Source organism: Actinomycetospora aeridis, assembly GCF_037400275.1.
Classification (GTDB): Bacteria; Actinomycetota; Actinomycetes; order Mycobacteriales; family Pseudonocardiaceae; genus Actinomycetospora; species Actinomycetospora aeridis.
The window spans coordinates 47,419-71,879 of sequence record NZ_JBBEGL010000001.1; the positions used below are offsets into that span (position 1 = coordinate 47,419).

The window sequence follows — 24,461 nt, forward strand, 5'->3', positions numbered from 1 at the left end:
TCCGGTGACGTCCGGGCGATCGACGTGACATCGTGTCGACGACCACAGATGTGTTCCTCCCGGAGGTCGACCGTGACGGCGCCAGCCCAGCCCCTCGTGCCCAGCTACACGTCCGGGATCTCGGACATCCCGCTGCTCGGGGACACGATCGGCGACAACCTGGACCGCACCGCGGGGGCGCGCCCGGACGCGGAGGCGCTGGTCGACCGAGCCCGCGGCGAGCGCTACACGTGGGCGCAGTTCGTGGCCGAGGTCGACGCGCTGGCCCTGGGCCTGCTCGACCTGGGCGTGGCGGTGGGCGACCGGGTCGGCATCTGGGCGCCGAACTGCGCGCCGTGGACGCTGCTGCAGTACGCGACCGCCAAGATCGGCGCGATCCTCGTCAACATCAACCCGGCGTACCGCACCCACGAGCTCGCGTTCGTGCTCGACCAGGCGGGGATCTCGCTGCTGGTCGCCGCGCGCAGCTTCAAGACCTCCGACTACGCGGCGATGATCGAGGAGGTCCGGGGGGAACGGCAGGCGCTGCAGCGCGTCGTGATCATCGACTCCGACGAGTGGACCGCGCTGTTCGACCGGGACGGCGACGTCTCCCGCGTCCGCGAGGTGTCCGCGACCCTGACCCCGGACGACCCGATCAACATCCAGTACACGTCGGGGACCACCGGGTTCCCGAAGGGCGCGACGCTCTCGCACCACAACATCCTCAACAACGGCTTCTTCGTCGGGCAGCTCATCGGCTACTCCGACGTCGACCGCGTGTGCATCCCGGTGCCCTTCTACCACTGCTTCGGCATGGTCATGGGCAACCTGGCGTGCACCAGCTCCGGCGCGACGATGGTCATCCCCGCGCCCGGGTTCGACCCGACGCTGACCCTCGAGGCCGTCGCGGCGGAGCGGTGCACCTCGCTCTACGGGGTGCCGACGATGTTCATCGCCGAGCTGGGGCTGGAGAACTTCGAGTCCTACGACCTGGGCAGCCTGCGCACCGGGATCATGGCCGGCTCGCCGTGCCCGATCGAGGTGATGAAGCAGGTCGTCGAGCGGATGGGCATGTCCGAGGTCGCGATCTCCTACGGCATGACCGAGACCAGCCCGGTGTCCACCCAGACCCGCGTGGACGACTCGCTGGACCGCCGTGTGTCCACGGTGGGGCGCACGATGCCCCACCTCGAGTCGAAGATCGTCGACCCGGAGACCGGACGCACCGTCGCCCGCGGCACCCCCGGCGAGCTGTGCACGCGGGGCTACTCGGTGATGCTCGGCTACTGGGAGCAGCCCGAGAAGACCGCCGAGGTGATCGACCGCGCCCGCTGGATGCACACCGGCGACCTCGGCGTCATGGACGACGAGGGCTACATCAACATCACCGGGCGGATCAAGGACATGGTCATCCGCGGCGGGGAGAACGTCTACCCGCGCGAGATCGAGGAGTTCCTCTACACCCACCCCGACATCGTCGACGCGCAGGTCATCGGGGTCCCCGACGAGCGTTACGGCGAGGAGCTCATGGCGTGGGTTCGGCAGAAGGCGGGCACCGCTCCGCTGACGCCGGAGGCGCTGCGCGAGTTCTCGACGGGCAAGCTCGCCCACTACAAGATCCCGCGCTACGTGCACGTCGTCGAGGAGTTCCCGATGACGGTCACCGGCAAGGTCCGCAAGGTCCAGATGCGCGAGGAGGCCGTCGAGCTGCTCGGTCTGACGAGCAGCCCGACGGCCTGAGGCGCGTCTACGACGCGGGCAGGATCGCGACGCCGAACGCCGCGGTGTGCTCGGCGACCGCCGCCGGGTCCGGCGGGCCGTCGGCGGTCAGTCGGCTCATGCCGCGCAGGAACTCCACCTGGCTGCGCCCGGTGACGACCACCAGCATCCGGGCCGGCGCGTCCGAGGTGTTGCGGTAGCAGTGGGGCGTGCCGGCGGGGATCCACACCGGCCCGCCGTCGACCTCGCGCGTCTCGTCGCCGACCTCGATCGTCACCGTGCCGGCGACGACGGCGAACAGCTTGTCGGCGTCGAGCGTGTGCCGGGGTGATCGCGCGCCGGGCGCCAGGTCGAGCTGGAGCGCCTCCCACGCGTCCGCGGTCAGGTCGCCCGAGGCGAGGACGGTCGCCCGGGCGCCCATCAGGGGGAAGGTGTCGAGGGTCTGAGCGCTCATCGTGTACTCCGTGTCAGCGAGAAGGGCTTGTCGATGCCCTGACAGTAGGAATACTGAGTACGGGGAGCCCATCCCCAGTCCCAGGGGGGGTACACGCCGTGACGACTCTCGCCGAGCGGATGACGGCGCTCGATCCGGCGGCGGGTCACGCGGCGCTGCGCCGTGCCGCCGCCGCCATCGTCGCGCGCACCGTCGGGCACGACCTCGCGGTCTGGGCGACCGTCGACCCGGCCACGGTGATGACGACCTCGTGCGTGCTGCACGGCGCGGAGCGCGACGAGCAGCTCGAGGGCGAGGTGTTCGCGCACGAGTACGGCGCCGCCCCCGACGTCCTGCGTTTCACCGAGCTCCTGGACGGGCCGCTGGTCGGGACGGTGCGGACGGCCACGGGCGGCGACCCCGGACGCAGCGCGCGCCATCGCGAGACGCTCGCGCCCCGCGGCTTCACCGACCACCTGCGCATGGTGCTCCACGACGGCCGCACTCCGTGGGGCGCGGTCGAGCTGCTGCGGGCGGGCGGGTCGTTCACCGACGACGAGATCGCGGCCGTCGCGGCGGCGGGCCGGCCGGTGGCGCTCGCCCTGCGCGAGGCGATGATCGCCGGCCGGGCCGCGGGCGGTGACATCGGCGCCGACCCGACCCTGGCCCCGCTCGACGTCGAGGGCTCCGGGCTGGTGGTCTGCGGGCCCGACGGCCGGGTGGCCGAGGTCAGCGAGGAGGCGCGCGCCCTGCTCGGGGACGACGGCCGCCTCCCGCCGGTGGTGGCCGCGCTCGCCGCGGGCCGGCGCGGACGGACCACCGGCCCGCGCGCGGTCCACGCCCCGACCGCCGGGGGCCGGTGGCTGCGCTTCACCGCGACCGCCCTCGGGGCGCGGGTCGCCGTCGTGGTCGACCCCATCCGCCCCGGGCGCCTGGCCGACCTCGTCGCGCGCGCCCGCGGTCTCTCGCAGCGCGAGCAGGAGGTGCTCGGCCAGCTGGCGCTCGGGCGCTCGAACCGGCGGATCGCCCGCGAGCTGGGGCTCTCGGAGTGGACCGTGCAGGACCACGTCAAGGCGGTCCTGGCGAAGTTCGGGGTCTCGGGACGGTCCGAGCTGCAGGCGGCCCTGTTCCTCGGGACCTACGCGGGCTCCCACGCCGGCTGAGGCCGGTCGTCGTGACGCATCGTGGTGGCCGCGCGGGGATAGGCTGGAGGTTCGCGCTCCGGCCGGTCGCCGGGGCGCTTTTCTCGTCGGTGAGAGGGAACGGGAGACGACGGTGCCGACCGGCAAGGTCAAGTGGTACGACGCGGAGAAGGGCTTCGGCTTCCTGTCCCAGGAGGGCGGGGCCGACGTGTACGTGCCCAAGGGGGCGCTGCCGCGCGAGGTCGAGACGCTGAAGTCCGGCCAGCGCGTGGAGTTCGGCATCGCCGAGGGTCGCCGCGGGCCCCAGGCGCTCCAGGTCCGGCTGGTCGACGGCCCGCCGTCGGTGGCCGAGGCCGCCCGCCGCTCGCCCGACGAGCTCCACGGTCTCATCGACGACATGATCAGGCTGCTCGAGGCCAAGGTGCAGCCGGACCTGCGGCGCGGGCGTTACCCGGACCGCCGCAACACCAAGCGTCTCGCCGAGGTCGTCCGCGCCGTCGCCCGGGAGCTCGAGGGGTAGGTGCCTTCGGCATGTGAGCAGAAATCAGTGCTCCGGCACTGATTTCTGCTCACATGCGCCGCAGGCGCACCCACCCGTCAGTTGTCCGGGATCGCCGGCGTGGAGGTCGCCGGCACGGGGCCGCTGGTCGCGGTCGTCGCCGGCGCGGTCGGGATCGTCGGCGGCACCGTCAGGAGCGGCGCCACGAGCTCGGGCAGCAGCGGCTGGCGCGGGGTGCCCCCGCCGCCGACGCTGGTCGGGCCGTTGTTGTCGACGGCCGAGAGCACCGTACGGATCTTCTGGACGTCCCGGCTCCAGGCCGTCGGCGCGCTCGCGTACACCTCGAAGTCGGTGCCCCAGTCGTTGCGGAACTGCGTCCGCATGCTGCCCGCCGGGCCGACCTCGGCGTTGAACGCGAACGACGGGCCGTTGGTGTCGTCGACGACGTAGGCGCCGTAGTTCTGCAGCGTCCAGGCGATCTGCCGGCCGGGCTCGGTGGTCAGCCCCAGCGAGCCGATGTTCACGTTCGCGGGGATCGCGAGCAGCGTGCCCATCCGCATGGCGCGGTTGGTGTTGTTGTTCGCCCGACCGTAGCGCTCGACGGCCCCGGAGTCGGACTTCACCGCCGGCCACCGGAAGCACTCGGGGCGGGTCGAGCAGATCGAGAGCTCGGCGCGGTTGTAGAGGTTGACCTTGAGGGCGTGGCGCGGACCCTGCTGACCGGGACGCAGCTCGCCGAGGCGGATGGAGCCGCCCAGCGCGCTCATGCCCGAGCCGCCGTGCGAGCCCTCGACGCCGGGGCCGTAGATGTCCTGGTCCGGGTAGCGCACGTAGCTCGTGGCCGGGCCGCCCGCGGCGCAGCGCGCCAGCGGCTGGGGCGAGATCACCGTGCGCCCGTCGGCGGCGAGGATCGCGGCGCTCTGGTTCTTGTTGTCGCTGGGCAGCACGTAGTTCGCCGGCATCGGCACCGTCGCGAGCACCCGCGTCGGGTCGTTCTGGCAGCGGTTCCCGCCCCAGCCGCCGGCGCTGAACAGGATCGGCGTGAGCGGCGCGTTCGGCGTGAGCACCAGCGGCTCGTCGTCGACCTGCGGGACGCGGGCGCCGGTGCTGCCGCCGGGCAGGGCGGGCAGGCCCGCCGGGACATACACCGCGCCGCTGCCGATCGGGGTGTTCCAGATCGAGTTCGACGAGAACGGCTGGCGCAGCGGGTCGCGCGCCGGCGGCGGCGTGGTCGTCGTCGTGGTCGGCGGGACGGTGGTGGTGGTCGTGGTCGGCGGGACCGGGGTCGTCGTGGTCGGGCGCGGCGTGGTGGTCGTCGTGGGCGGCACGGTCGGCGTCGAGGCCGCCGGGACGGTCCAGCGCATCGCGGTCGCCGTCGTGCAGTTCGCGATCACCATGCGGGTGCCGGCCGTGGTGCTGTTGTTCAGCGGCGCGAGGCAGCGCACGGCGGCCCGGTTGACCACGAGCCCGTCCGAGGGGCGGTACACCCAGTGCTGGCTGTTGTTGGCCGGCGCACAGGTCTGGAGCACGACCGACGTGCCCGCCGCGGTGCCGTTGTTCAGCGTCCCGAGGCAGCGCCCGGCGGGGGTCTTGATCGCCTCGTCGTTGGCCCACCGGCTGAACTGCTGGGCCTGGTTCGTGACGGCGCCGCACGCGGCGATCTGGATCTTGTTGTTCGCCGTCGTGGCGTTGCCGAGGTTCTCCAGGCACCGCGAGGTGGCGTTGCGGAACTGCCCGAGCACGGTCGCGGCCTCGGCCTGCGGCGCGGCGATGACGGTCGAGAACGCCAGCGCCCCGGCGACGAGCACCCCCAGCGCGGCGAGCCACCGCGGCGTGCGGCGAGAGGTCGTGTCGCGCGACGAGCCCATGATGATGTTTCCCCCCGAGAGTCGCCCGTGCAGTCGTGCACGGTGACGGTCGCCGTTACACCTACCCAGAGCCGGACGGGTGAAAGCGAGCACGACCACTCGACCGCGTGTCACTCGACCGGGCGGCCGCCACGGGGCGACGAGCGGCTCAGCGGTCGTCGACGGACAGCACCCAGGTGGCGCGGGTGGCGAACTCCAACCCGTTCGGACCCTGACTGATCCGCGCCCCGTACTGCTGGACCTCGGCGCTCTCGAGCTGGTCGGCCGCCGCGGGCAGGACCAGGGTGAACGTCGGCGTGGTGCCCGGTGCGAAGACCGGGCTGCGGCCCTGCTGGACCGTGCCGGCCGGGTCGCGGAAGGTGAACGCGAGCTGCCAGGGGGTGCCCGCGACCTCCTCCGGCACGGTCACGGCGAGCGGGGTGTTCGGCGGCACGCGCAGCACGGCGCTCGCGTCCGGGTCGTCGCCGCAGTCGGTGACCTGGACGTCGCAGAACTGGCTCGCGCCGACGGTCGTCGCCGCCCCGCCCGCGGCGAACGTGACGTCCCCGGGCGACGACGGGCCGGCCGTGGTCCGCACGACGAGCCACACGATCACGGCCACGACGACGGCGAGCACGACACCGCCGACGACCAGGGTCCGGCGGGAGAGCGACCTCACCGGCGGATCCTCGGCACCATCGACGATCCCCGCGTGATCAGCACGGTCTGCACGGTACCGACCGCCACCACGGCGCCGATCACCGTGAACCCGATCCACCACGTCGGCGGCAGCAGCACGCCGAGCGCGCCGCCGAACACCCACGACAGCTGCAGGATCGTCTCCGAGCGCCCGAAGGCCGAGGCGCGGTTCGCCTCCGGCAGGTCGCGCTGCACCATCGCGTCGAGGCAGACCTTGAGCAGGGCACTGGTCGTCGCGGCGACGAGGGCGGCCACGGCGGCGGTCCACAGCCCGGTGACGAGCGCGGCGAGCACGACGCCGGCGAGGGCGAGCACGAGACAGACGATCATCAGCACCCGCGGGCGGCCGAAGCGCTGCCGGGCGCCGACGAAGTTGCCGAGGAACCCGCCCGCCCCGGCCGCGGCCCCGACGACGCCCAGCAGCACGAGCTGGTCGCCCGGCGCACCCGGGGTCTCGTTCTTGACGACGAACGCCGAGAACAGCATGAGGAACCCGGTGAGGCTGCGGATCGTGCCGTTGGCCCACAGCGCGGTGACGACGTCGCCGGACAGCGGCGTGCGGCGGCGCGTCCCGGTAACGTCGGGCACCGGCAGGATCCGGGTCGGCTCCTCGCCCTCGGTGACCTCGACCCAGCCCGGGATGCGCAGGCACAACCACACCCCGGCGAGGCAGATCGCCGCGGTCAGCCACGCGGCGCCGGGGGAGCCGAAGAGCCACGCGACCCCGGCGGCGACCGCCCCGGCGACCCCGGAGGCGATCAGGCCGAACACCGTCAGCCGCGAGTTCGTCGTCACGAGCGTGATGCCCGGCGGCAGGACCCGCGGTGTGACCGCGGCCTTGAGCACGCCGAACGACTTCGACAGCACCATGATCCCGAGCGCCGCGGGGTAGAGCGCCCAGGTGTCCATCCACAGCGCGAGGACGACGGCGAGCGCGCCCTGCCCGGCCGTCGACGCCGCCATCGCGGCGCGCCGGCCTTGCTGGAGCCGGTCGAGCGCCGGGCCGATCACGGGCGCGACGAGCGCGAACGGCGCCACGGTGATCAGCAGGTAGAGCGCGACGCGGCCCTTGCTCTCGGCGCTCGCCGCGGAGAAGAAGAGCGTGTTGGCCAGGGCGACGGCGAGGGTCGCGTCCGAGGCGTAGTTCGCCATCCAGGCGTAGGTGAGGGCGGTCAGGCCCGAACGGTCGGCGCCGTCGGCCGACGCGGCGCGGTGGAACGCCCGCGCGCCCTGCTGGGTCAGCCGCCGCGCCCGCCAGGCGGCGACGCGGGTGACGGTGATCTTGCGGGGACCGCGCTCGTCGTCGCGGGCGTCCGCGTGGGGGTCGTAGGTCTTCTCGCTGCGCGTCTCGGCCCGCGGGTCGTAGCGCGTGGAGAAGCGCGTGTCCTCCCCGTCCTCTCCCGTGCCGCCCGGGTCGCCGGGGCCCTCCGGGAACGGCCGCGTCGACCGGGCGGTGGGGGGCAGGCGCCCGGGGCGGCGTCGCGGTGGCGGGCCGTAGGGATGGTGGGACGGCCCGGTCACCCGACCATGATGACCGAGGACCGGCACGCCGTGACACCCTCGGTGACCGGCCGTCGACGGCGTGTGGCGTGGGTCGCCCGCCGCGGGTCGCCCGGCTGGAGCGCCCGCGGGGACGACGGGCACAATCGTCACGTGGTCCCCGAGCTCGCCGACCCTGCACCCGACGTCCCCTCCACCGTCGCCGCCCACCTCGCCGCGGCGGGCGACCTCGCGCGCGCCGCGGCGGTCGAGACCGCGGACGGTGACGCCGACCAGGTCGGTGCGGCCGTCGCCGTGCGCGCGGAGGACGTGCCCGAGGCGGCGACCCACTACTTCGCCGCGGCCAAGCCCGGCTACCGCGGCTGGTACTGGGCCGTCACCGTGGCCGGTCCCGACGGCGACGTCGGGGTCAGCGAGGTCGTCCTGCTGCCCGGGCCGGAGTCGGTCGTGTCGCCGACCTGGGTGCCGTGGACCGAGCGGCTGCGCGCCGAGGACCTCGGGCCGGGCGACCTGCTGCCGGTCGAGGACGACGACGAGCGTCTCGTTCCCGCCTCGGCCGCGCTCGACCCCGAGGCCGACGACGACGAGGGGCCGGGCTCCGGCGTCCGCGAGGTCGGCGACGAGCTCGGGATGGGCCGCCCCCGGGTGATGAGCCGCGAGGGTCGTCTCGACGCCGCCGTGCGTTGGTCCGACGGCGACTTCGGGCCCGGCGCCGACATGGCCCGGGCGGCGTCCGCCCACTGCGGCACCTGCGGGTTCTACCTGCCGGTCTCCGGGTCGCTGCGCGCGGCGTTCGGCGTGTGCGGCAACGGCAACGTCCCCGCCGACGGGCACGTCGTGCACGCCGAGTACGGCTGCGGCGGCCACTCCGAGCTGCAGATCGACAGCGGGGCGGTCATCGCGATCGCGGACCTCGTCTACGACGACGGGGTCGAGATGGAGCCGGAGACCGCCGGATCGGGCGGCTAGAGGCGACGCGTCACCGGGAAAGGGGAGCCGTGACCCCCGATCCCCCGCCGGACCCGTTCGGCACCTCCGCGCTGCGTCGCGCGGTCCTCGACGCGTGGACGGCCTCGCCCGCGCGGTTCCGCGAGGACGCCAACGCCGAGGAGGACCTGCTGCGCGGCGGGTACCGCGACCGCTGGTTCGTCGAGCTCGCGCAGAACGCCGCCGACGCCGCCGCGCGCGCCGGCACGACCACGGTGCTGCGGGTGCGGGTGGTCGACGGCGCCGTGCACGTCGCGAACAGCGGTGTCGCGCTCGACGCCGACGGGGTGGCCGCCCTGGCCTCCCTGCGGGCGTCGGCCAAGAGCGGTGACGGCGGGGTCGGGCGCTTCGGCGTCGGGTTCGCCGCCGTCACCGCGATCAGCGACGCGCCCCGTGTCGTCACCCGCTCGGGCGCCGGGGTCGCGTTCGACCGCACCCGCACCGCCCGCGCCGTGCGCGAGCAGGACGTGGGCGGGACGGGCGCGCTGACCGACGAGCTCGCCCGCCGCGACGGCGCCGTCCCCGCGCTGCGCCTGGTCTGGCCCACCGACGCCGGCGAGCCGGCCCCGCCCGACGGCGCCGACACCGAGGTCCGCCTGCCCCTGCTCGCCGGCCTCGACCCCGACGACCTGCTCGCCGCCGCGGCCGCCGAGGTGCCCGATCTCCTGCTCGCCCTGCCCCCGCTGCGCGCGGTCGACCTGCCCGACGGGGTCGTGACGCGCACCGAGGACGGGGACCTGGTGCGCATCGGGGCCCGCGCCTGGCACGTCCTGCGCGCCGAGGGCACCCTCCCCGCCGAGCTGCTCGCCGGGCTCGCCGTCGAGGAGCGCGCCCGCACCGGGTGGCGGGCCACCTGGGCCGCCCCCGTCGACGGGCCTCCGGGCACCGACGTGCTCCACGCGCCCACCCCGACCGACGAGCGCACCTCGCTCCCCGCGCGCCTGCTGGCGACCGTGCCGCTCGACCCGGACCGACGGCACGTGCGCGCGGGCGCGGTCACCGGGCACGTCCTGACCGCCGCCGCGGCCCGCTACCCCGACCTCGTGCGCGCCCGCCCGGCCGAGGAGCGCCCGGCGCTCGTGCCGCTGCCGGCCCTGCCCGCGTCGGCGGTCGACGCCACGCTGCGCAACGCGGTCCTGGAGGCGCTGCGCACGACCGCGTGGCTCCCGGCCGTCGGCCAGCGGGACGGGCGGGGCGACGACCTCGTCCCGACGGGGGCGCAGGTGCTCGACCTTGACGGCCCCCCCGACGTGCTGGCCGCCCTCGGGGAGCAGCTCGCGGACGTCCTGCCCGGCCTCGTCGACACCCGTCTGGCCCGGCCCCGCCACGCCCCCGCCCTCGCCGCCGTCGGGGTGACGCGGGTCGGGCCCGCCGCGCTCGTCGACGCGCTCGCCGGGCTCGACCGTCCCGCGGCCTGGTGGCGCGGCCTGCTCGCGCGGCTCGCCGTGCTCGTCGCGCCCACGGCACGCGAGGAGCTCGCCGCCCTGCCCGTCCCGCTGGCCGACGGCCGGCTGGTGCTCGGCGCCCGCGGCGTCCTGCTGGCGGGCGGCGACGCGGAGATCGCGGCACGGCTCGCCGCCGCCGACGTGCCCGGGCTGCGGGTCGCCGCGCCGGCGCTCGACGACGACCCGGCGGCACGGGACCTCCTCGTCGCCCTCGGGGCCCGTCGGATCGACGGGCCGGCGCTGCTCGCCGACCCGGCCCTGCGCGAGGCCGTCGACCGGTCCGTGGACGAGGCGGAGGCGGGCGGCGGCCCGGAGGCCCTCGAGGCCCTCGATGCCCTCGCGGCCCTCGTGCTCGCCCTGGTCGCGGCGGGGGGCGCGGTGGACCGGGACCTCGGCGCGGTGGCGCTGCGCGACGCCGACGGTGGCCACCGACGCGCCGACGAGCTGGTCCTGCCCGACGGCGAGCTGCGCGGTCTCGTCGACCCCGACGGGCCGCTCGGCGTGCTCGACCCGGCCGTCGCGGCCGCGCACCCGCGCCACGTGCTCACCGCTGTCGGGGTGCTCGACGGGTTCGCCGTCCTGCGCGACGACGCGCCGGCGGGGCCCGACCACGACCTCGACGACGAGGAGACGTGGTGGGCCGAGGAGGTCGACCCCGTCGCCGAACGTCCCGACGGCCCCGACGGCGACGCCCCGGGCCCGCTCGTGGCCGTGCGCGACCTCGAGCTGGTGGCCGACGACCGGTGGGACGCCGCCTGGCCGGTCCTGGCCGGCGACCGCGAGGTCCGCGAGGCCCTCGGCGGCGCCCGGCCCGTGGAGGCGCTCGACCCGGACGCCGGCGACGGCCCCCGTCCCTACACCGCGTGGTGGCTGGGGCGGCACGGGCGCCTCGCGGGCCGCCCGCCCACGACGTGGCGGCTGCCGGGTGCGAGCGCGGTGGCCGGGCTGTACGACCCGGTGCCCGACGACGTCGCCGCCCGCCTCGACCCCGCGTTCCTCGCCGCGATCGGCGTGCGCACCCGGGCACGGGTGTCGTCCACCGACGACGCCACCGACCTGCTCGCCCGCCTCGCCGAGCCCGCCCGCGCGGTGCCCCCGGCGCGCGCCGCCGCGGCCCACGCCGCGCTCGCCGACGCCGTCGCCGCCGGGCGGGTGTCCGTCGCCGACGTCGAGCCACCCGACCGGGTGCGCACCGCCGACGGCGCGGTGCGCGACGCCGACCCGTCGCGCGGCGTCCCGCCCGCCGTGCTCGACCGCGCCCAGCTCGCCGGCGTGCTCCCGCCCGCGGTCCTCGTGCTGCCCGGGGGCGGCGACCCCGCGCTGCTCGCCGACCTGCTGGACCTCGCTCGGGCCTCCGAGCGCGTCCGCGTCACCGTCCGCGAGGGCGGGCGGGCCGTGCCGTGGGAGGAGCTGCCGACGGTCGTCGCCTGGGCCTCGACGCTCGGGCGCCCCCTGCCCGACGGCGCGCTCGTCCTGCACGACCGTCTGCGCGTGCTCGTCGTCGACGACGAGCGCGGCGGCGCCCCCGTCGAGTACACCCCGTCGGCCTGGGTGGACGACGACGGCGTCGTGCACGCCGATGACCCGATCCGGGGACTCCTCGCCGCGCTCGCCGGCTGAGGAGGACCGGAGCTGTCCGCCCCTCCCGCGACGATCGGGTCATGCCGATCGACGAGGGAGACCGCATGACGATCCTGGTGACCGGGGCGACGGGCACGGTCGGGCGCTCGCTGGTGGACCAGCTGCTGGAGGCGGGGCACGCGGTGCGCGCGCTGACCCGCGACCCGGCGCGGGCGGACCTGCCGGCCGCGGCGGAGGTCGTGCGGGGCGACCTGACCGACGTCACGACCCTGGCCGGGGCGTTCGCGGGCGTCGAGGCCGCGCACCTGATCACGTTCAGCGGGGAGTTCGGGGACACGCTGACGAACGGCCCGGAGATCGTCGACGCGCTGGTCGCGGCGGGCGTCGCCCGGGTCAGCGTGCTCGGCGGCTGGGACACCAGCACCGTCGAGCCGGCGCTCGACGCCGCCGGGGTGGCGTGGGCGCTGCTCTCGCCGACCGAGTTCATGGCGAACACGCTCGGCGACCACGCCGAGGCGATCCGGACGACGGGCGAGGTGCGCGCGTTCGACCGGGGCCGCGCGAGCCCCGCGGTCCACGAGGCCGACATCGCCGCGGTGGCCCTCGCCGTCCTCACCGGCGCGGCCCCGACCGGCCGCGAGTACCTGCTCACCGGCGGCGAGACCGTGAGCCTGGAGCAGAAGCTGGCCGCGGTCTCCGACGCCACCGGGCAGCCGATCACGCTGACCCGGCTCTCGGAGGCGCAGGCCCGCGCCGACCTGACCGCGGCCGGCCTGGAGACGGAGATGATCGAGTTCACGATCGCCCTGGAGAGCGACCCGCCGGTGGTCGGCTCGCAGCCCGTCGGCACGGTGGCGGAGGTGACCGGCCGCCCGCCGCGGACCTTCGCCGCCTGGGCGCGGGAGAACGCCGACGCCTTCCGGGCGGTCCCCGGCTGACCTCCTAGGGTGGCCGCACCGGACGGACCGCCGCCGGGGTGACGGAGGTGACGGTGGGCGACGAACCACCTCGCCCCGGCGCGTGGCCGCTCGTCGGGCGCGACACCCACCTCGCCGCGGTGCGGGCGGCCGCAGGCCGCGCCGCGGGCGTGCTGCTCGTCGGGCCGCCCGGCAGCGGGCGCTCCCGCCTCGCGCGGGAGGCGGCCCGCGCGCTCGCCGGCCCGGGCACGCGGGTCCTCGCGGTCACCGCCACCCCGTGGACCCGCGAAACCCCGCTCGGTGCCGTCGCCGCGCGCCTGCCCGAGGCGGCTCCCGCGGGGGACGACGAGCTCACGGCGCTGCGGCGGGCGCGGTCGGCGGTGCGGGGTGATGCCGGGAGACGCAGCGGAGCGGAGGTCGACCCGACGCCGGAGCGGGTGCTGCTCGTCGTCGACGACGTGCACCTGCTCGACGCGCTCTCCGCCCGGCTCGTGCACGACCTCGCCCGCCACCGCGAGGCGTTCGTGGTGCTCACCGCCCGCGCGGGCGCGACGCTGCCCGAGCCCGTGCTCGCGCTGCGCGTCGACGGGCTGCTCGAGCGCGTCGAGGTCGGCGACCTGGCCGGCGCGGAGGCCGACGAGCTCGTCGAGCGCGCCCTCGGCGGGCCGGTCGAGGGCGCGACCCGCCACGAGCTCGGCGCGCTGTCGGGCGGCAACCCGTTCCTGCTGCGCGAGCTGCTCGACGCGGGCCGCGCGGAGGGTGCGCTGCGCCGCTCCGGCCCGGTGTGGCGCTGGCACGACGACGTCACGCCGCCGCCGCGGCTCCGCGAGGTGGTGCTCGCGCGGATCACCGACCTCACCGCGGCCCAGCGCGAGCTCGCGGAGCTCCTGGCGCTCGGCGGCCCCCTCGGCCTCGAGGTGGTGGAGGCGCTGCCGGGCGGGCACGAGGTCGGGGCCCTGGAGCGCGCGGGCGTCGTCGTGTCCCGGGCGGCGGGGCGCCGCCTCGAGATCGCCCTGGCCCGCCGCCTCGACGCCGCGGTCCTGCGTGCGACGTTCTCGCCGCTGGGCGCGCGGATGGCGCACCGGCGCCTCGCGGCGGCGCTGGCGACGGCGCTCGAGGGGTACGGCGGGGACCGGCGCGGCGACGACACCGTGCGGCTGCTGACCTGGCGGGTCGCGGGCGGCGAGCCGGTGGAGCCCGGCGAGCTCGTCGCCGCGGGCGACCACGTCGTCGGCGACGACCCCGCCCTCGCCGAGCGGTTGTTCGGCGAGGCCGCCGACCGTGACGGCGGGTTCGTCGCGCTCGCGCGTCTGGCGGCGGTGCGGACGCTGCGGGGGCGGTTCCTCGAGGCGGCCGAGGCGCACGCGCGCGCGGCGGCGGAGGACGCCTCCGACGAGGAGCACGCCGACCTCGCGGTCACCCGCGCGATGCTGCTGGCCTGGGCGCTCGCCGACCCCGACGGGGCGGTGCGGGTGCACGACGAGCTGGCGGCGCGGGTCGGGGCCGGTCCCGTCCCCGACGGGCTCGCGGTGCTGCGGGCGATGCTGCTGCTCGAGGGCGCGAAGTACGCCGAGGCCGACGCCCTGCTCGACCCGGTGCTCGCGCGCCTGGCGCCGGGCTCGCCGACGGAGCTGCCCGCGCTGATGGTCGCGGCGAGCGTGCGGCCGATGATCGGGCGGCTGGCGGACGGCGCGGAGATCGCCGGGCGGGCCCTGGAGCTGATCGGCCGCGACGCCTCGGGGCTCTCGGCCGGCCTGCGCCTGCAGATCCGTGCGGGCGGGCTGTGGATGTCGCGGCTGTGGCAGGGGCGGCTCGACGAGGCCGCGGCGCTCGCCCGCACCTGGTACGAGGAGACCCGCGGCACCGGCACCGCTGAGGCCGCCGTCCCGCGCGCCATCTGGGCGTTGCTGCTCGGTGTCGACGCCGCCCGCCGCGGCCGGCTGACCACCGCGGTGCGGTGGATCCACGAGGCCGCCGCCCAGGCGCCGCTGCGCGACCTGCCCTGCAGCCCGCAGCTCGCCGGCGAGATGATCGCGGCCCTGGGCCAGGCCGGCCGCGCCGAGGAGGCGGCCGCCTGGCAGGAGCGCGTCGAGCGGGGCGAGGTCCGCGACCTCGTGCACTTCCGCCCCTGGCGCGACCTCGGCGAGGCGTGGGTGCACGCCGCGGCGGGACGGGTGGAGTCGGCGGCTGTGCGGGCCCGGGAGGTCGCCGACGAGGCCGCGTCGGCCGGGCAGCTCTGCTACGAGGTCGACGCGCTGCACGTGGCGGTGCGCTGCGGGCAGGGGGCGGCGGTCGCCGAGCGGCTCGCGGAGGTCGCGGCGCGCGTCGACAGCCCGCTGGCGTCGCTGCACGCTCGGCACGCGGCGTCGACGGACTCCCCGGAGGATCTCGACGACGTCGCCGAGGGCTACGCGAGGTGCGGGATGCTCCTGCTCGCGGCCGAGGTGGCCACCACGGCCGCCGCCGCGCACCGAGCGGCGGGCCGGTCCGGGGCCGCGATGGCGTCGGCCGAGCGCGCCCGCGCCTGGCTCGCGGCGTGCGAGGAGGCCGACACCCCGGCCCTGCGCGTGCGCGTCGCGGCCGAGCTGACCGCCCGCGAGCGGGAGATCGCCGAGCTGGCCGCGTCCGGGATGTCGAGCCGGGCGATCGCGGACCGGCTGGTGCTGTCGGTGCGCACCGTCGACAACGCTCTCGGGTCGGCCTACGCGAAGCTGGGCGTCAAGGGCCGGGCGGAGCTGCGGGGTGTGTTCACGGCCCGTTAGAGCGTCTTCTGGGCGCCGCGGACCCCGCGCTGCAGGGCCCGGCGCTGGAGGGCGAGCACGCCGAGGCCGACCGCGCCGAGCCCGACCCCGACGAGCGCGGCGGCGAACCAGACGTCGAGGGGTCGCGTGCCCGTCGCGGCGAGCACCCCGAGGACCACGGCGACGACCAGCCACACCGCCGAGCCCGCGATCACGACGGGGACCGGGTCGGTCAGCCGGCGGGGCAGGGGCGGCGGCTCGGCGTGCAGGTCGAAGCGACGGGCCACGCGCCGCACCCTACGTGAGTGGCATTCGCGGCTATAGCCGTCAACATCACTCACATGAAGTCGGCGTGATCCAGATAGCCTGCCGCCCGTGCTGGACCGTGTCTTCCGCCTCGACGAGCGCGGCACCACCGTCGCCCGTGAGGTCCGCGGCGGCCTCGTCACCTTCGTGACGATGGCCTACATCGTGGTCCTCAACCCTCTGATCCTCGGCAGCCTGGACCCGGCGTCGCCGTCGGCCAAGCGCGACGTGCTCGGCGCGACGCTCACCGTGCCCCAGGTCGCGGCCGTGACCGCCTTGGTCGCCGGCGTCATGACGATCATCTTCGGCCTGGTCGCCAACTTCCCGTTCGCCATGGCCACCGGCCTGGGCATCAACACCCTCGTCGCGGTCACCATCGCACCGCAGGTGAGCTGGCCCGAGGCGATGGGCCTCGTGGTCGTCAACGGCATCATCATCGTGATCCTGGGGCTCACGGGCTTCCGGACCGCGGTGTTCAACGCCATCCCCGATCCACTGAAGATCGCCATCGCGGCGGGCATCGGCGCCTTCATCGCCTTCATCGGCCTCGTCGACGCCGGCTTCGTGCGCCGCCTGCCCGACGCCGCGAACACCACCGTCCCGGTCGGGCTGGGCATCGAGGGCTCGATCGCGTCGTGGCCGACGGCCGTGTTCTGCGTCGGCCTGCTGCTCACCGGCGTGCTCGTCGCGCGCGGTGTCCGTGCCGGCATCCTGCTCGGGGTGCTGGGCACGACCGTGCTGGCGATCGTCATCGAGGCGATCGTGCAGGCCGGCCCGTCCAACGGCACCAACCCCAAGGGCTGGAACCTCGGCTACCCGGGCCTGCCGTCGTCGGTCGTGTCGCTGCCGGACCTCTCCCTGGTCGGCGACGTCTCGTTCGGCGCGTTCGCGCGGCTGCCCGCGCTCGCGGTGAGCCTGCTGGTCTTCACGCTCGTGCTGGCCAACTTCTTCGACGCGATGGGCACGATGACCGGCCTCGGTCGCCAGGCGAACCTGCTCGACGAGAACGGGCAGCTGCCCCGCGTCGGGCGCGCGCTCGTCGTCGAGGGCGCGGGCGCCGTCGCCGGCGGTGTGGCGTCGTCGAGCTCCAACACCGTGTTCGTCGAGTCGGCGTCGGGCATCGCCGAGGGCGCGCGCACCGGCCTCGCCAACGTCGTCACCGGCGTGCTCTTCCTGGCCGCGATGTTCTTCACCCCGCTCTACGAGGTCGTGCCGGTCGAGGCCGCGGCGCCCGCCCTGGTCATCGTCGGCGCCCTCATGATCGGCGGGGTGCGGGACGTCGAGTGGTCGGACTTCTCGGTCGCGCTGCCGGTGTTCCTGACGATCGTCGTCATGCCGTTCACCTACTCGATCGCCAACGGCATCGGCGCCGGGTTCATCAGCTGGGTGCTGCTGCGCACCGCCACCGGCCGCGTGCGGGAGATCCACCCGCTGATGTGGGTCGTCGCCGTCGCGTTCGTCCTCTACTTCGCCGTCACGCCGTTGCGGGTGCTGTTCGGGCTGTGAGGTACTTGCCTGTGTGGCGCGACGTGTGGCGGCGGCCCTGACCACGGTGTGACGCGGGCCGGTCACCGGTTGACAGGGTCCGTCGGTACCGGAAGCGTCGGGCGCGATGGGTAGGGCACCACTGACGCGCCGCCGGCACGTCGACCACGGGAAGCTCGCGACCGCGCTCTGTCGCTGATCCCCGTTCGTCCCCTCTCGCCCGTTCCCCGCGCGACCCCCGCGCGTCCCCACCCCCTCGTCGAGGAGGCAACCCCGCCGTGTCCGTCGGCATCCCCACCAAGCCGCTGCGCTTCGCCTACTGGGTCCCCAACGTCTCCGGGGGTCTGGTCACCAGCGGCATCGAGCAGCGCACCGACTGGAACTGGGAGTACAACCGCGACACCGCGATCGCGGCCGAGAACTCCGGGTTCGAGTTCGCGCTCTCCCAGGTCCGCTACATGGCCAGCTACTCCGCGGAGTACCAGCACGAGTCGACGTCGCTGTCGCTGGCGATCATGATGGCCACCGAGCGGCTCAAGGTCATGGCGGCCGTCCACCCGGGGATGTGGCACCCGGGCGTGTTCGCCAACTTCGGCGCCACCGCCGACCACCTGACGAACGGGCGCTTCGCCACCAACGTCGTGTCGGGCTGGTTCAAGGGGGAGTTCACCGCCTTCGGCGAGCCGTGGCTCGAGCACGACGAGCGCTACCGGCGCACCGAGGAGTTCATCGCCTGCCTCAAGGGCATCTGGGAGCAGGACAACTTCGAGTTCCGCGGCGACTTCTACCGGTTCCACGACTACTCGCTGAAGCCCAAGCCGCTGAACACCCCGGAGCGTCCCCACCCGGAGATCTTCCAGGGCGGCAACTCCACGGCCGCGCGCAAGATGGCGGGCCGCGTGTCGGACTTCTACTTCTCGAACGGCAAGGACTTCGACGGCGTCGTCGAGCAGCTCCACGACGTCAACACCGAGGCCGCCGCGAACAACCGCACGGTCAACTTCGGCCTCAACGGCTTCATGATCGTCCGGGACAGCGAGAAGGAGGCCCGCGACACCCTGCGCGAGATCGTCGACAAGGCCAACGTCGAGCAGGTCCAGGGCTTCCGTGACGCCGTGCAGCAGGCCGGCGCGTCGGCCTCGGACGGCAAGGGCATGTGGGCGGAGTCGTCGTTCGAGGACCTCGTCCAGTACAACGACGGCTTCAAGACCCAGCTGATCGGCACCGCGGAGCAGGTCGCCGACCGGGTCATCGAGTACAAGAAGCTGGGCGTCGACCTCAACCTCCTGTGCTTCCTGCACGTGAAGGAGGAGATCGAGCAGTTCGGCGACAAGGTCCTCCCGATCATCCGGGAGAAGGAGGCCGAGCTCCCCGACGCCGAACCGGCCCCGGCGCTGGCCCAGGCCTGACCCCCATGTGAGCGAACTTCGGGGCTATAGCCCCGAAGTTCGCTCACATACCGCGGCAACCTCGGGGTGGTGCCCCGACGCCGGCGCCCCGGGGGGCGGCGGAGCCTCGGGGCCATGACCACCGCCACCGAGGTGCCCGCGGACCTGCTCGCGTTCCTCGACCGCGTCGACACCGCGCTCGACGCCATGTTCACCGGCGACCCCGGGCCCTACGCCGACCTCTGGGCCGAGCGGGACGACGTCACCCTCTGCGGCGGCTGGGGCACGGTCGAGAAGGGCCACGCGGACGTGGTGCGGACGTTCGCGTGGGTCGGCTCGCGCTTCAGCGACGGCACCCGGGAGCGTGAGGAGCCGAGCGTCGTCGTGGTCGACGGCGATCTCGCCTACACCGTCGGCTTCGAGCGGGGCGTCGTCCGCGTCGACGGCGGGGAGCCCGCGCCGATGGTGCTGCGCGTGACGCACGGGTTCCGGCGCCTCGACGGCGCCTGGCGACTGACCCACCGCCACGCGGACTTCCCGCCACCCGACCCCCGGAAGGCCACGACCTAGAGCTGCTCGGCGAGCTCGTCCCGCCCGGTCACCCCCAGCTTGCGGTACACGTGCCCGAGGTGGGTCTCGACGGTCTTGGTGGTGACGAACAGGGCCTGCGCGACCTCCCGGTTCGTCAGGCCGTCGGCGGCGAGCTCGGCGACGCGCCGCTCGCCGGCGGTGAGGGCGGCGACCCCGGTGACGGCCACCCGGCGGGGCCGGGCGCCCGCCGCGTGCAGCTCGTCGCGGGCCTGCTCGACCAGGCCGAGCGCCCCGCACCGCGTGGCGAGGTCCTGCCCGATCGCCAGTTCGGCGCGGGCGGCGACGCGCTGGTTGGTCCGGCGCAGGAGGGCGCCGAGCTCGACGTGCGTCCGCGCGAGCTCGAGGCGCGCGGGCGTCGGCCCCAGGAGGGTGACGGCCTCGCGCAGCGGCTCGACCGCGCCGGCGACCAGGCCCCGGGTGCGCAGGGCGATCGCCAGCGCGCGCGGGGCGGCGAAGCGGCGCGCGGTGCGCGCGGCGGCGTCCGCGGCCTCGAGTGCCTCGTCCGGCCGGCCCAGCCCGTGCAGCGCCGCGGCGAGCCCGGCCCGCCACGGCAGCAGGCCCGGGTGGTGGATGCCGCGGTGCTCGAGGCGTTCGCCGCACGCCCGGAAGGCGGCTGCGGCCTCCTCGGGCCGCCCGCGGGCGAGGTGCAGGCGGCCCCGCGCGGCCAGCAGGTAGGCGAGCTCGCCCCGGACGCCGCTGCCCGCGAGCACCGCCTCGGCCTCGTCGGCGCGTCCCCGGTCGACCAGGACGATCACCAGCCACGCCACCGTGTAGCGGCGGGCGGCGTGGACCTCGTGCTCCGCGGCCAGGCCGTCGGCGAGCCGGGCGTCGGCCTCGGCCTCGTCCAGGTCGCCGGCCAGGTACCGGGTCTGGCAGCGCAGGACGCTGGCCGAGACGAAGTCGTAGGTGGAGCCGCGCCGGCGCGCGCTGGCGAGCATGCCCTCGGCGCAGGCGCGCACCGGGTCGAGGTGGTCGATCGCGACCAGGACCATCGTCGCCGGGAGCACGACGCCGGGGTCGGGCGCGTTCTCCCGCAGCGTCGCGTCCAGCGCCTCCCGGGCCAGGTCGACGGCGGCGGGGTCCCCGCCCTGCTGGGCGTCGAGGGCCGCGAACGCGAGCAGCGCCGGCCCGCCGCGGGGCGGGAGCCGGCCGTCGCGGCGCAGGGTGCGGGTGAGCTCGGCCGCCGCGGCCCGTCGCGCCGGGTCGCGCCGCGCGAGGCTGACGGTGGCGGCGGCCAGCTCGGCCGCGAGCTCGCTGCCGTCGTCGAGCCCGGCGGCGGCCTCGTCGAGGACCTGCAGGGCCCGGTCGAACGCCAGCGTGACGCTCAGCGCCCGGGCGAGCTCGAGGGCGACCAGGCCGCGCCGACGGGGGTGCGCCGCGACCGCGAAGGCCTCCTCGAGCAGCTCGACGCCCGCCCGGTAGGACACGCGCGCCGTCGCGGTCCCGAGCTCGTGCAGGACCGCGGCCCGCTCCGGGGCCGGCGGCGGTTCCGCGACGGCCCGGCGCAGGTACACGCACGCCGCCTCCGGTGCCCCCGTCGCCAGCGCCCGGTGCCCGGCCTCGCGCAGCCGGGCGACGACCGTCGGGTCGCCGAGGGCCTCGGTGCGCAGCAGGTGGGTGGCGACGACCTCGGCCGGCGCCTCCTCGGCGGCCAGCACCTCGGCGGCCCGGCGGTGGGCGCGGTGGCGTGCGGCGGGCCCGAGCCGGTCGGTGACGGCCTGCTCGACCAGCGAGTGCCCGAAGGTGAGCGGCCGCCCCTCGCGCAGCAGCCGCACGGCGACCAGCGTCTCGGCGGCGCGCGCGGCGCGGTCGGGGTCGAGCCCGGACACGGCGACCACGTGCCGCAGCTCCGCGGACCCGCCGAGCACGGCCACGGCCTCGGCGACCGCGGCGGCGTCGTCCCCGGCCTCGCGCAGCCGGCGGGCCACGAACGTCGCCACGACGCCCGGCGCGAGCTCGGCCACCATCCCGGGCGCGGGCGCCGCCCCCGACTCGAGCACGGCGTCGAGCAGGGCGGCGAGCAGCAGCGGGTTCCCGCCGGTGGCCTCGTGGCAGGCCGTCACGAACGCGGCGGGGGAGGGCCCGAGCCGCGCGGCCACCAGCGCGCCGACCGCGACCGCGCTCAACGGCCCGGGACGCAGCACCGACCCGGCCTCGCGCAGGGCGTCGACGACCCCGGGATCGACGTGCTCGACCGGGCTCTGGGCCCCGAGCACGATCGCGACCGGCAGCTCGGCCACCCGCCGGGCGAGGTAGGCCAGCGCGCGCAGGGACGCGGCGTCGGCGACGTGGGCGTCGTCGACGAGGAGCAGGGCCGGGCCGCGCTCGGCGAGGTTCGCGACCAGCCAGTAGATGCCGTGCAGGGTGCTGGCCGCGTCGAGCTCGACGGCCCCGTCCCCGTCGCCGTCCCCGACGCCGTCCCCGCCCACCCCGACCCGCCCGGGCGCGACCGCCGGGACGGCCAGCCGGGCCGCGCCGGCGAGCAGCTGCTCGGCATCCGCCCCGGTGAGCAGGGGCTCGACGAGGCCGCGCACGATCCCGAAGGCGAAGTCGCGCTCGAGGCGCCCGCCCCGTGCGGTGAGGACGGTGTGCCCGGCCGCGGACGCCTGCGCGGCGACCGCCTCGAGCAGCCGGGACTTGCCGATCCCCGGCGGGCCCTCCACCCAGGCCAGGGCGCCGCGCCCCGCACCGGCCGCGGCCACCACGGCGGCCAGTGCGGCCAGCTCCCGGTCGCGCTCGAGGATCGCCGTGCCTCGCGCCGCCGGCGGCATCAGGGTCATGGCGACCCCCCGTGCTCGCGAGCCTCTCCCTGACGACGACCGTAGAGCCCCGTCCCCGGTCCGACCAGCAGCGGAGTGGACCAGTGGAGGGGTCCGGATCCCTCAGAGACCCTATGGCCCTTCCTTGGGCCGCCTCGACGGCTGAGAATCGGTGTCGGGGTCGGCTGAGCTCGTTCTTGCTTGGTGCACTTGAACCCGTCTCAGAGACTGACGCCTGGGGCCTTCCCGGCACCTCGAACTGTTGTCCTCGTACACGCTTCACAGCGTCGTTGAACGGTTGGCCCTGCCGACCTCCACCCTGTTCGTGCGTGGGCGAGGAGGCCGCTGATGGACACGTTGATCGAGCGGTGCGCGGGTATCGACATCGGCAAGGACGAGGTCGTGGCGTGCGTGCGCACCCCGAGGCCGGGTGGTCGGGGGCGGGTCAAGACCACCCGCACGTTCACCACCTTCACCGCCTCGCTGGAAGCCATGCTCGAGTGGTTCGCCGCCGAGGCAGTGACCGCGGTGGTGATGGAGGCGACCGGCTCGTACTGGAAACCGGTGTGGTACCTCCTCGAGGAGCACCCCGGCTGGGAGTTGCTGCTGGTCAACGCCCACCACGTGAAGATCCTGCCCGGGCGTAAGTCCGACGTGCTCGACGCCGAGTGGCTCGCCGAGCTGCTCGAGCACGGTCTGCTGCGGGGCAGCTTCGTGCCGCCGAAGACGATCCGCGAGCTACGCGACCTGACCCGGTATCGCAAGCGGATGATCCAGGCCCACACCAGCGAGTGTCAGCGGATCCAGAAGACCCTCGAGGACGCCGGGATCAAGCTGGACTCGGTCGCCTCGGACGTGCTCGGGGTTTCCGGGCGGGCGATGCTGGCCGCGCTGGTCGCCGGCGAACGTGACCCCGAGGTGCTCGCCGAGCTGGCCCGCGGCGTGCTGCGCCGCAAGCTGCCCGCCCTGCGTCAGGCCCTGCGCGGGCGCTTCAGCGAGCACCACGCCCTGCTGATCGGGCTCGCGCTGGAGCACACCGCGCACCTCGAAGCGGCGATCGGGCGGCTCGACGAGCGCGTCGACGCCCTGTTCGCCACCGCGACCAGCGAGGGCGGTGTCAGCGCTGTCCCTTTCACTCGGGCCCGTGACCGGCTCGACACCATCCCCGGAGTCGGGAAACGGGCCGCCGAGACGATCATCGCCGAGATCGGGGTCGACATGTCTCGGTTCCCCACCGCCGCGCACCTGGCCTCCTGGGCCGGCGTCGCGCCGGGCAACAACATCACCGGCGGCAAACGCGGCTCGGGCAAGACCACCAAGGGCGACGTCTGGCTGATCGACATCCTGACCCAGAGCGCCTGGTGCGCCGCCCGCACCCGCGAGACCTACCTGTCCGCCCAGTTCTGGCGGCTGGCCCGACGGATCGGCAAGAAGAAGGCCGCCGTCGCGGTCGCCCACTCCATCTTGGTGATCTGCTGGCACCTGCTGCGCGACGACACCGACTACGACGACCTCGGCGGGGACTACTTCACCCGCCGCAACACCAACCGCCAACGCGACCGCCTGATCAACCAACTCCACAACCTGGGCTACCGAGTCACCCTCGAACAAGTCGCGTAGGCCAGCTGCGGTCGATTCTCTTCACAGGCAAGTGGTCGCTTGCCCTTGAGGGGCAAGCCGCTGCTTGCCTATGCTGGCGGCGTGGCCGACGTGTTCCGGGCTCTCGACGACAGGACACGGCGCCTCGTCCTCGACGAGCTCGTCGCCCGCGACGGCCAGACGCTCTTCGAGATCTGCACGACGCTCGTCACCCGCCACGGCGTCTCCTCCACCCGCCAGGCGATCTCGCAGCACCTCGCCGTGCTCGAGGACGCCGGGCTCGTGGTCACCGAGCGCCGCGGCCGCACCAAGATCCATCACTTCGACGGCGCACCGCTCGCCACCATCGCCGCGCGGTGGCCCACCAGCCGGGAGGACACCCCGTGAGAATCCGCCTGACCAGCATCTTCGTCGACGACCAGCGCGCCGCGCGGGCGTTCTACACCGACATCCTGGGCTTCACCGTGCGCCACGATGTCCCGCTCGGCGACGACTCCTGGCTCACCGTCGTCTCGCCCGACGACCCGGACGGCCCCGAGCTGCTGCTCGAGCCGGCCGGCCACCCGGCGGTGAAGCCCTACCGCGACGCGCTCGTCGAGGACGGCATCCCCCTCGTGCAGTTCGCCGTCGACGACGTCCACGCCGAGCACGAGCGCCTGGTCGCCCGGGGCGTCGCGTTCACCCAGCCGCCCACCGACGCCGGGCCGGTGATCACGGCGGTGCTCGACGACACGTGCGGCAACCTCGTCCAGATCGTGGCGGCGAAGCCCGTCTGACGCTTTCTCGGGGTGCGTCCCCGACGCCGCGGACATCGCGGGGCAGGTCGGATGGTCGGGAACGT

The 24,461-nt window shown here is 75.4% G+C and carries 19 protein-coding genes; 13 read left to right on the forward strand and 6 right to left on the reverse strand.

Annotated elements, in window-relative coordinates; translation table 11 throughout:
* Positions 1-72: 72 nt before the first annotated feature.
* Positions 73-1,722: an AMP-binding protein gene (locus tag WCD41_RS00220; RefSeq protein WP_337711357.1), complete on the forward strand. Its 1,650-nt coding sequence runs from the start codon at positions 73-75 to the stop codon at positions 1,720-1,722.
* A 7-nt stretch (positions 1,723-1,729) separates the two neighbouring features.
* Here WCD41_RS00220 and WCD41_RS00225 read toward each other — a convergent pair whose 3' ends face one another.
* Entirely contained in the window at positions 1,730-2,155 is a 426-nt protein-coding gene (locus WCD41_RS00225) for a cupin domain-containing protein (RefSeq protein ID WP_337711358.1), read from the reverse strand.
* Between the two features lie 98 nt (positions 2,156-2,253).
* Here WCD41_RS00225 and WCD41_RS00230 point away from each other — a divergent pair, with 98 nt between their 5' ends.
* Both WCD41_RS00230 and WCD41_RS00235 read left to right on the forward strand, forming a co-directional pair.
* On the forward strand, positions 2,254-3,297 hold the full coding sequence (locus WCD41_RS00230; RefSeq protein ID WP_337711359.1) for a helix-turn-helix transcriptional regulator: 1,044 nt from the start codon (positions 2,254-2,256) through the stop codon (positions 3,295-3,297).
* Between the two features lie 112 nt (positions 3,298-3,409).
* Positions 3,410-3,796 (forward strand): cold-shock protein, encoded by a 387-nt coding sequence (locus WCD41_RS00235; RefSeq protein WP_337711360.1) that lies wholly within the window; start codon positions 3,410-3,412, stop codon positions 3,794-3,796.
* Positions 3,797-3,873: 77 nt separating this feature from the next.
* Here WCD41_RS00235 and WCD41_RS00240 read toward each other — a convergent pair whose 3' ends face one another.
* The 3 genes from WCD41_RS00240 to WCD41_RS00250 all read right to left on the reverse strand — a co-directional run bounded on the left by WCD41_RS00240 (position 3,874) and on the right by WCD41_RS00250 (position 7,842).
* Positions 3,874-5,643, reverse strand: a complete 1,770-nt coding sequence (locus tag WCD41_RS00240; protein ID WP_337711361.1) for a ricin-type beta-trefoil lectin domain protein — start codon at positions 5,641-5,643, stop codon at positions 3,874-3,876.
* 148 nt (positions 5,644-5,791) lie between these two features.
* Entirely contained in the window at positions 5,792-6,301 is a 510-nt protein-coding gene (locus WCD41_RS00245) for a DUF2771 family protein (RefSeq protein WP_337711362.1), read from the reverse strand.
* Positions 6,298-7,842, reverse strand: coding sequence for an MFS transporter (locus WCD41_RS00250; RefSeq protein WP_337711363.1), 1,545 nt, complete (start codon positions 7,840-7,842; stop codon positions 6,298-6,300). Before WCD41_RS00250 ends, WCD41_RS00245 begins: the two co-directional genes overlap by 4 nt.
* 132 nt (positions 7,843-7,974) lie before the next feature.
* Here WCD41_RS00250 and WCD41_RS00255 point away from each other — a divergent pair, with 132 nt between their 5' ends.
* The 4 genes from WCD41_RS00255 to WCD41_RS00270 all read left to right on the forward strand — a co-directional run bounded on the left by WCD41_RS00255 (position 7,975) and on the right by WCD41_RS00270 (position 15,513).
* Entirely contained in the window at positions 7,975-8,790 is an 816-nt protein-coding gene (locus WCD41_RS00255) for a DUF3027 domain-containing protein (RefSeq protein ID WP_337711364.1), read from the forward strand.
* Between the two features lie 29 nt (positions 8,791-8,819).
* Positions 8,820-11,873 carry a sacsin N-terminal ATP-binding-like domain-containing protein gene (locus WCD41_RS00260; RefSeq protein WP_337711365.1) on the forward strand — a complete coding sequence of 1,018 codons (3,054 nt, stop codon included), beginning with the start codon at positions 8,820-8,822 and terminating at the stop codon, positions 11,871-11,873.
* Positions 11,874-11,938: 65 nt separating this feature from the next.
* Positions 11,939-12,772, forward strand: a complete 834-nt coding sequence (locus tag WCD41_RS00265) for an NmrA family NAD(P)-binding protein (RefSeq protein ID WP_337711366.1) — start codon at positions 11,939-11,941, stop codon at positions 12,770-12,772.
* Between the two features lie 47 nt (positions 12,773-12,819).
* Complete coding sequence (locus WCD41_RS00270; protein WP_337711367.1) at positions 12,820-15,513, forward strand: helix-turn-helix transcriptional regulator; 2,694 nt, start codon at positions 12,820-12,822, stop codon at positions 15,511-15,513.
* Here the strand turns inward: WCD41_RS00270 and WCD41_RS00275 are convergent.
* On the reverse strand, positions 15,510-15,779 hold the full coding sequence (locus WCD41_RS00275) for a DUF2530 domain-containing protein (RefSeq protein ID WP_337711368.1): 270 nt from the start codon (positions 15,777-15,779) through the stop codon (positions 15,510-15,512). The genes WCD41_RS00270 and WCD41_RS00275 overlap by 4 nt on opposite strands.
* A gap of 79 nt (positions 15,780-15,858) precedes the next feature.
* Here WCD41_RS00275 and WCD41_RS00280 point away from each other — a divergent pair, with 79 nt between their 5' ends.
* The 3 genes from WCD41_RS00280 (at position 15,859) to WCD41_RS00290 (ending at position 19,241) form a co-directional block, all read left to right on the forward strand.
* Complete coding sequence (locus WCD41_RS00280) at positions 15,859-17,304, forward strand: NCS2 family permease (protein ID WP_337712307.1); 1,446 nt, start codon at positions 15,859-15,861, stop codon at positions 17,302-17,304.
* Positions 17,305-17,561: 257 nt separating this feature from the next.
* On the forward strand, positions 17,562-18,692 hold the full coding sequence (sfnG, locus tag WCD41_RS00285; protein WP_337711369.1) for a dimethylsulfone monooxygenase SfnG: 1,131 nt from the start codon (positions 17,562-17,564) through the stop codon (positions 18,690-18,692).
* A 114-nt stretch (positions 18,693-18,806) separates the two neighbouring features.
* Entirely contained in the window at positions 18,807-19,241 is a 435-nt protein-coding gene (locus tag WCD41_RS00290) for a YybH family protein (protein WP_337711370.1), read from the forward strand.
* Here WCD41_RS00290 and WCD41_RS00295 read toward each other — a convergent pair.
* The gene (locus WCD41_RS00295) at positions 19,238-22,042 is read right to left on the reverse strand and encodes an AAA family ATPase (RefSeq protein WP_337711371.1); all 2,805 of its coding nucleotides are present in this window, start codon (positions 22,040-22,042) and stop codon (positions 19,238-19,240) included. The two genes, WCD41_RS00290 and WCD41_RS00295, sit on opposite strands and share 4 nt — an antisense overlap.
* 327 nt (positions 22,043-22,369) lie before the next feature.
* Between WCD41_RS00295 and WCD41_RS00300 the strand changes: the two genes are divergently transcribed.
* From WCD41_RS00300 to WCD41_RS00310, 3 genes are all read left to right on the forward strand, one after another.
* Positions 22,370-23,641 (forward strand): IS110 family RNA-guided transposase, encoded by a 1,272-nt coding sequence (locus WCD41_RS00300; RefSeq protein WP_337711372.1) that lies wholly within the window; start codon positions 22,370-22,372, stop codon positions 23,639-23,641.
* An 81-nt stretch (positions 23,642-23,722) separates the two neighbouring features.
* Positions 23,723-24,007, forward strand: a complete 285-nt coding sequence (locus WCD41_RS00305) for an ArsR/SmtB family transcription factor (protein WP_337711373.1) — start codon at positions 23,723-23,725, stop codon at positions 24,005-24,007.
* Positions 24,004-24,396: a VOC family protein gene (locus WCD41_RS00310; protein WP_337711374.1), complete on the forward strand. Its 393-nt coding sequence runs from the start codon at positions 24,004-24,006 to the stop codon at positions 24,394-24,396. Before WCD41_RS00305 ends, WCD41_RS00310 begins: the two co-directional genes overlap by 4 nt.
* The last annotated feature ends 65 nt before the right edge of the window (positions 24,397-24,461 follow it).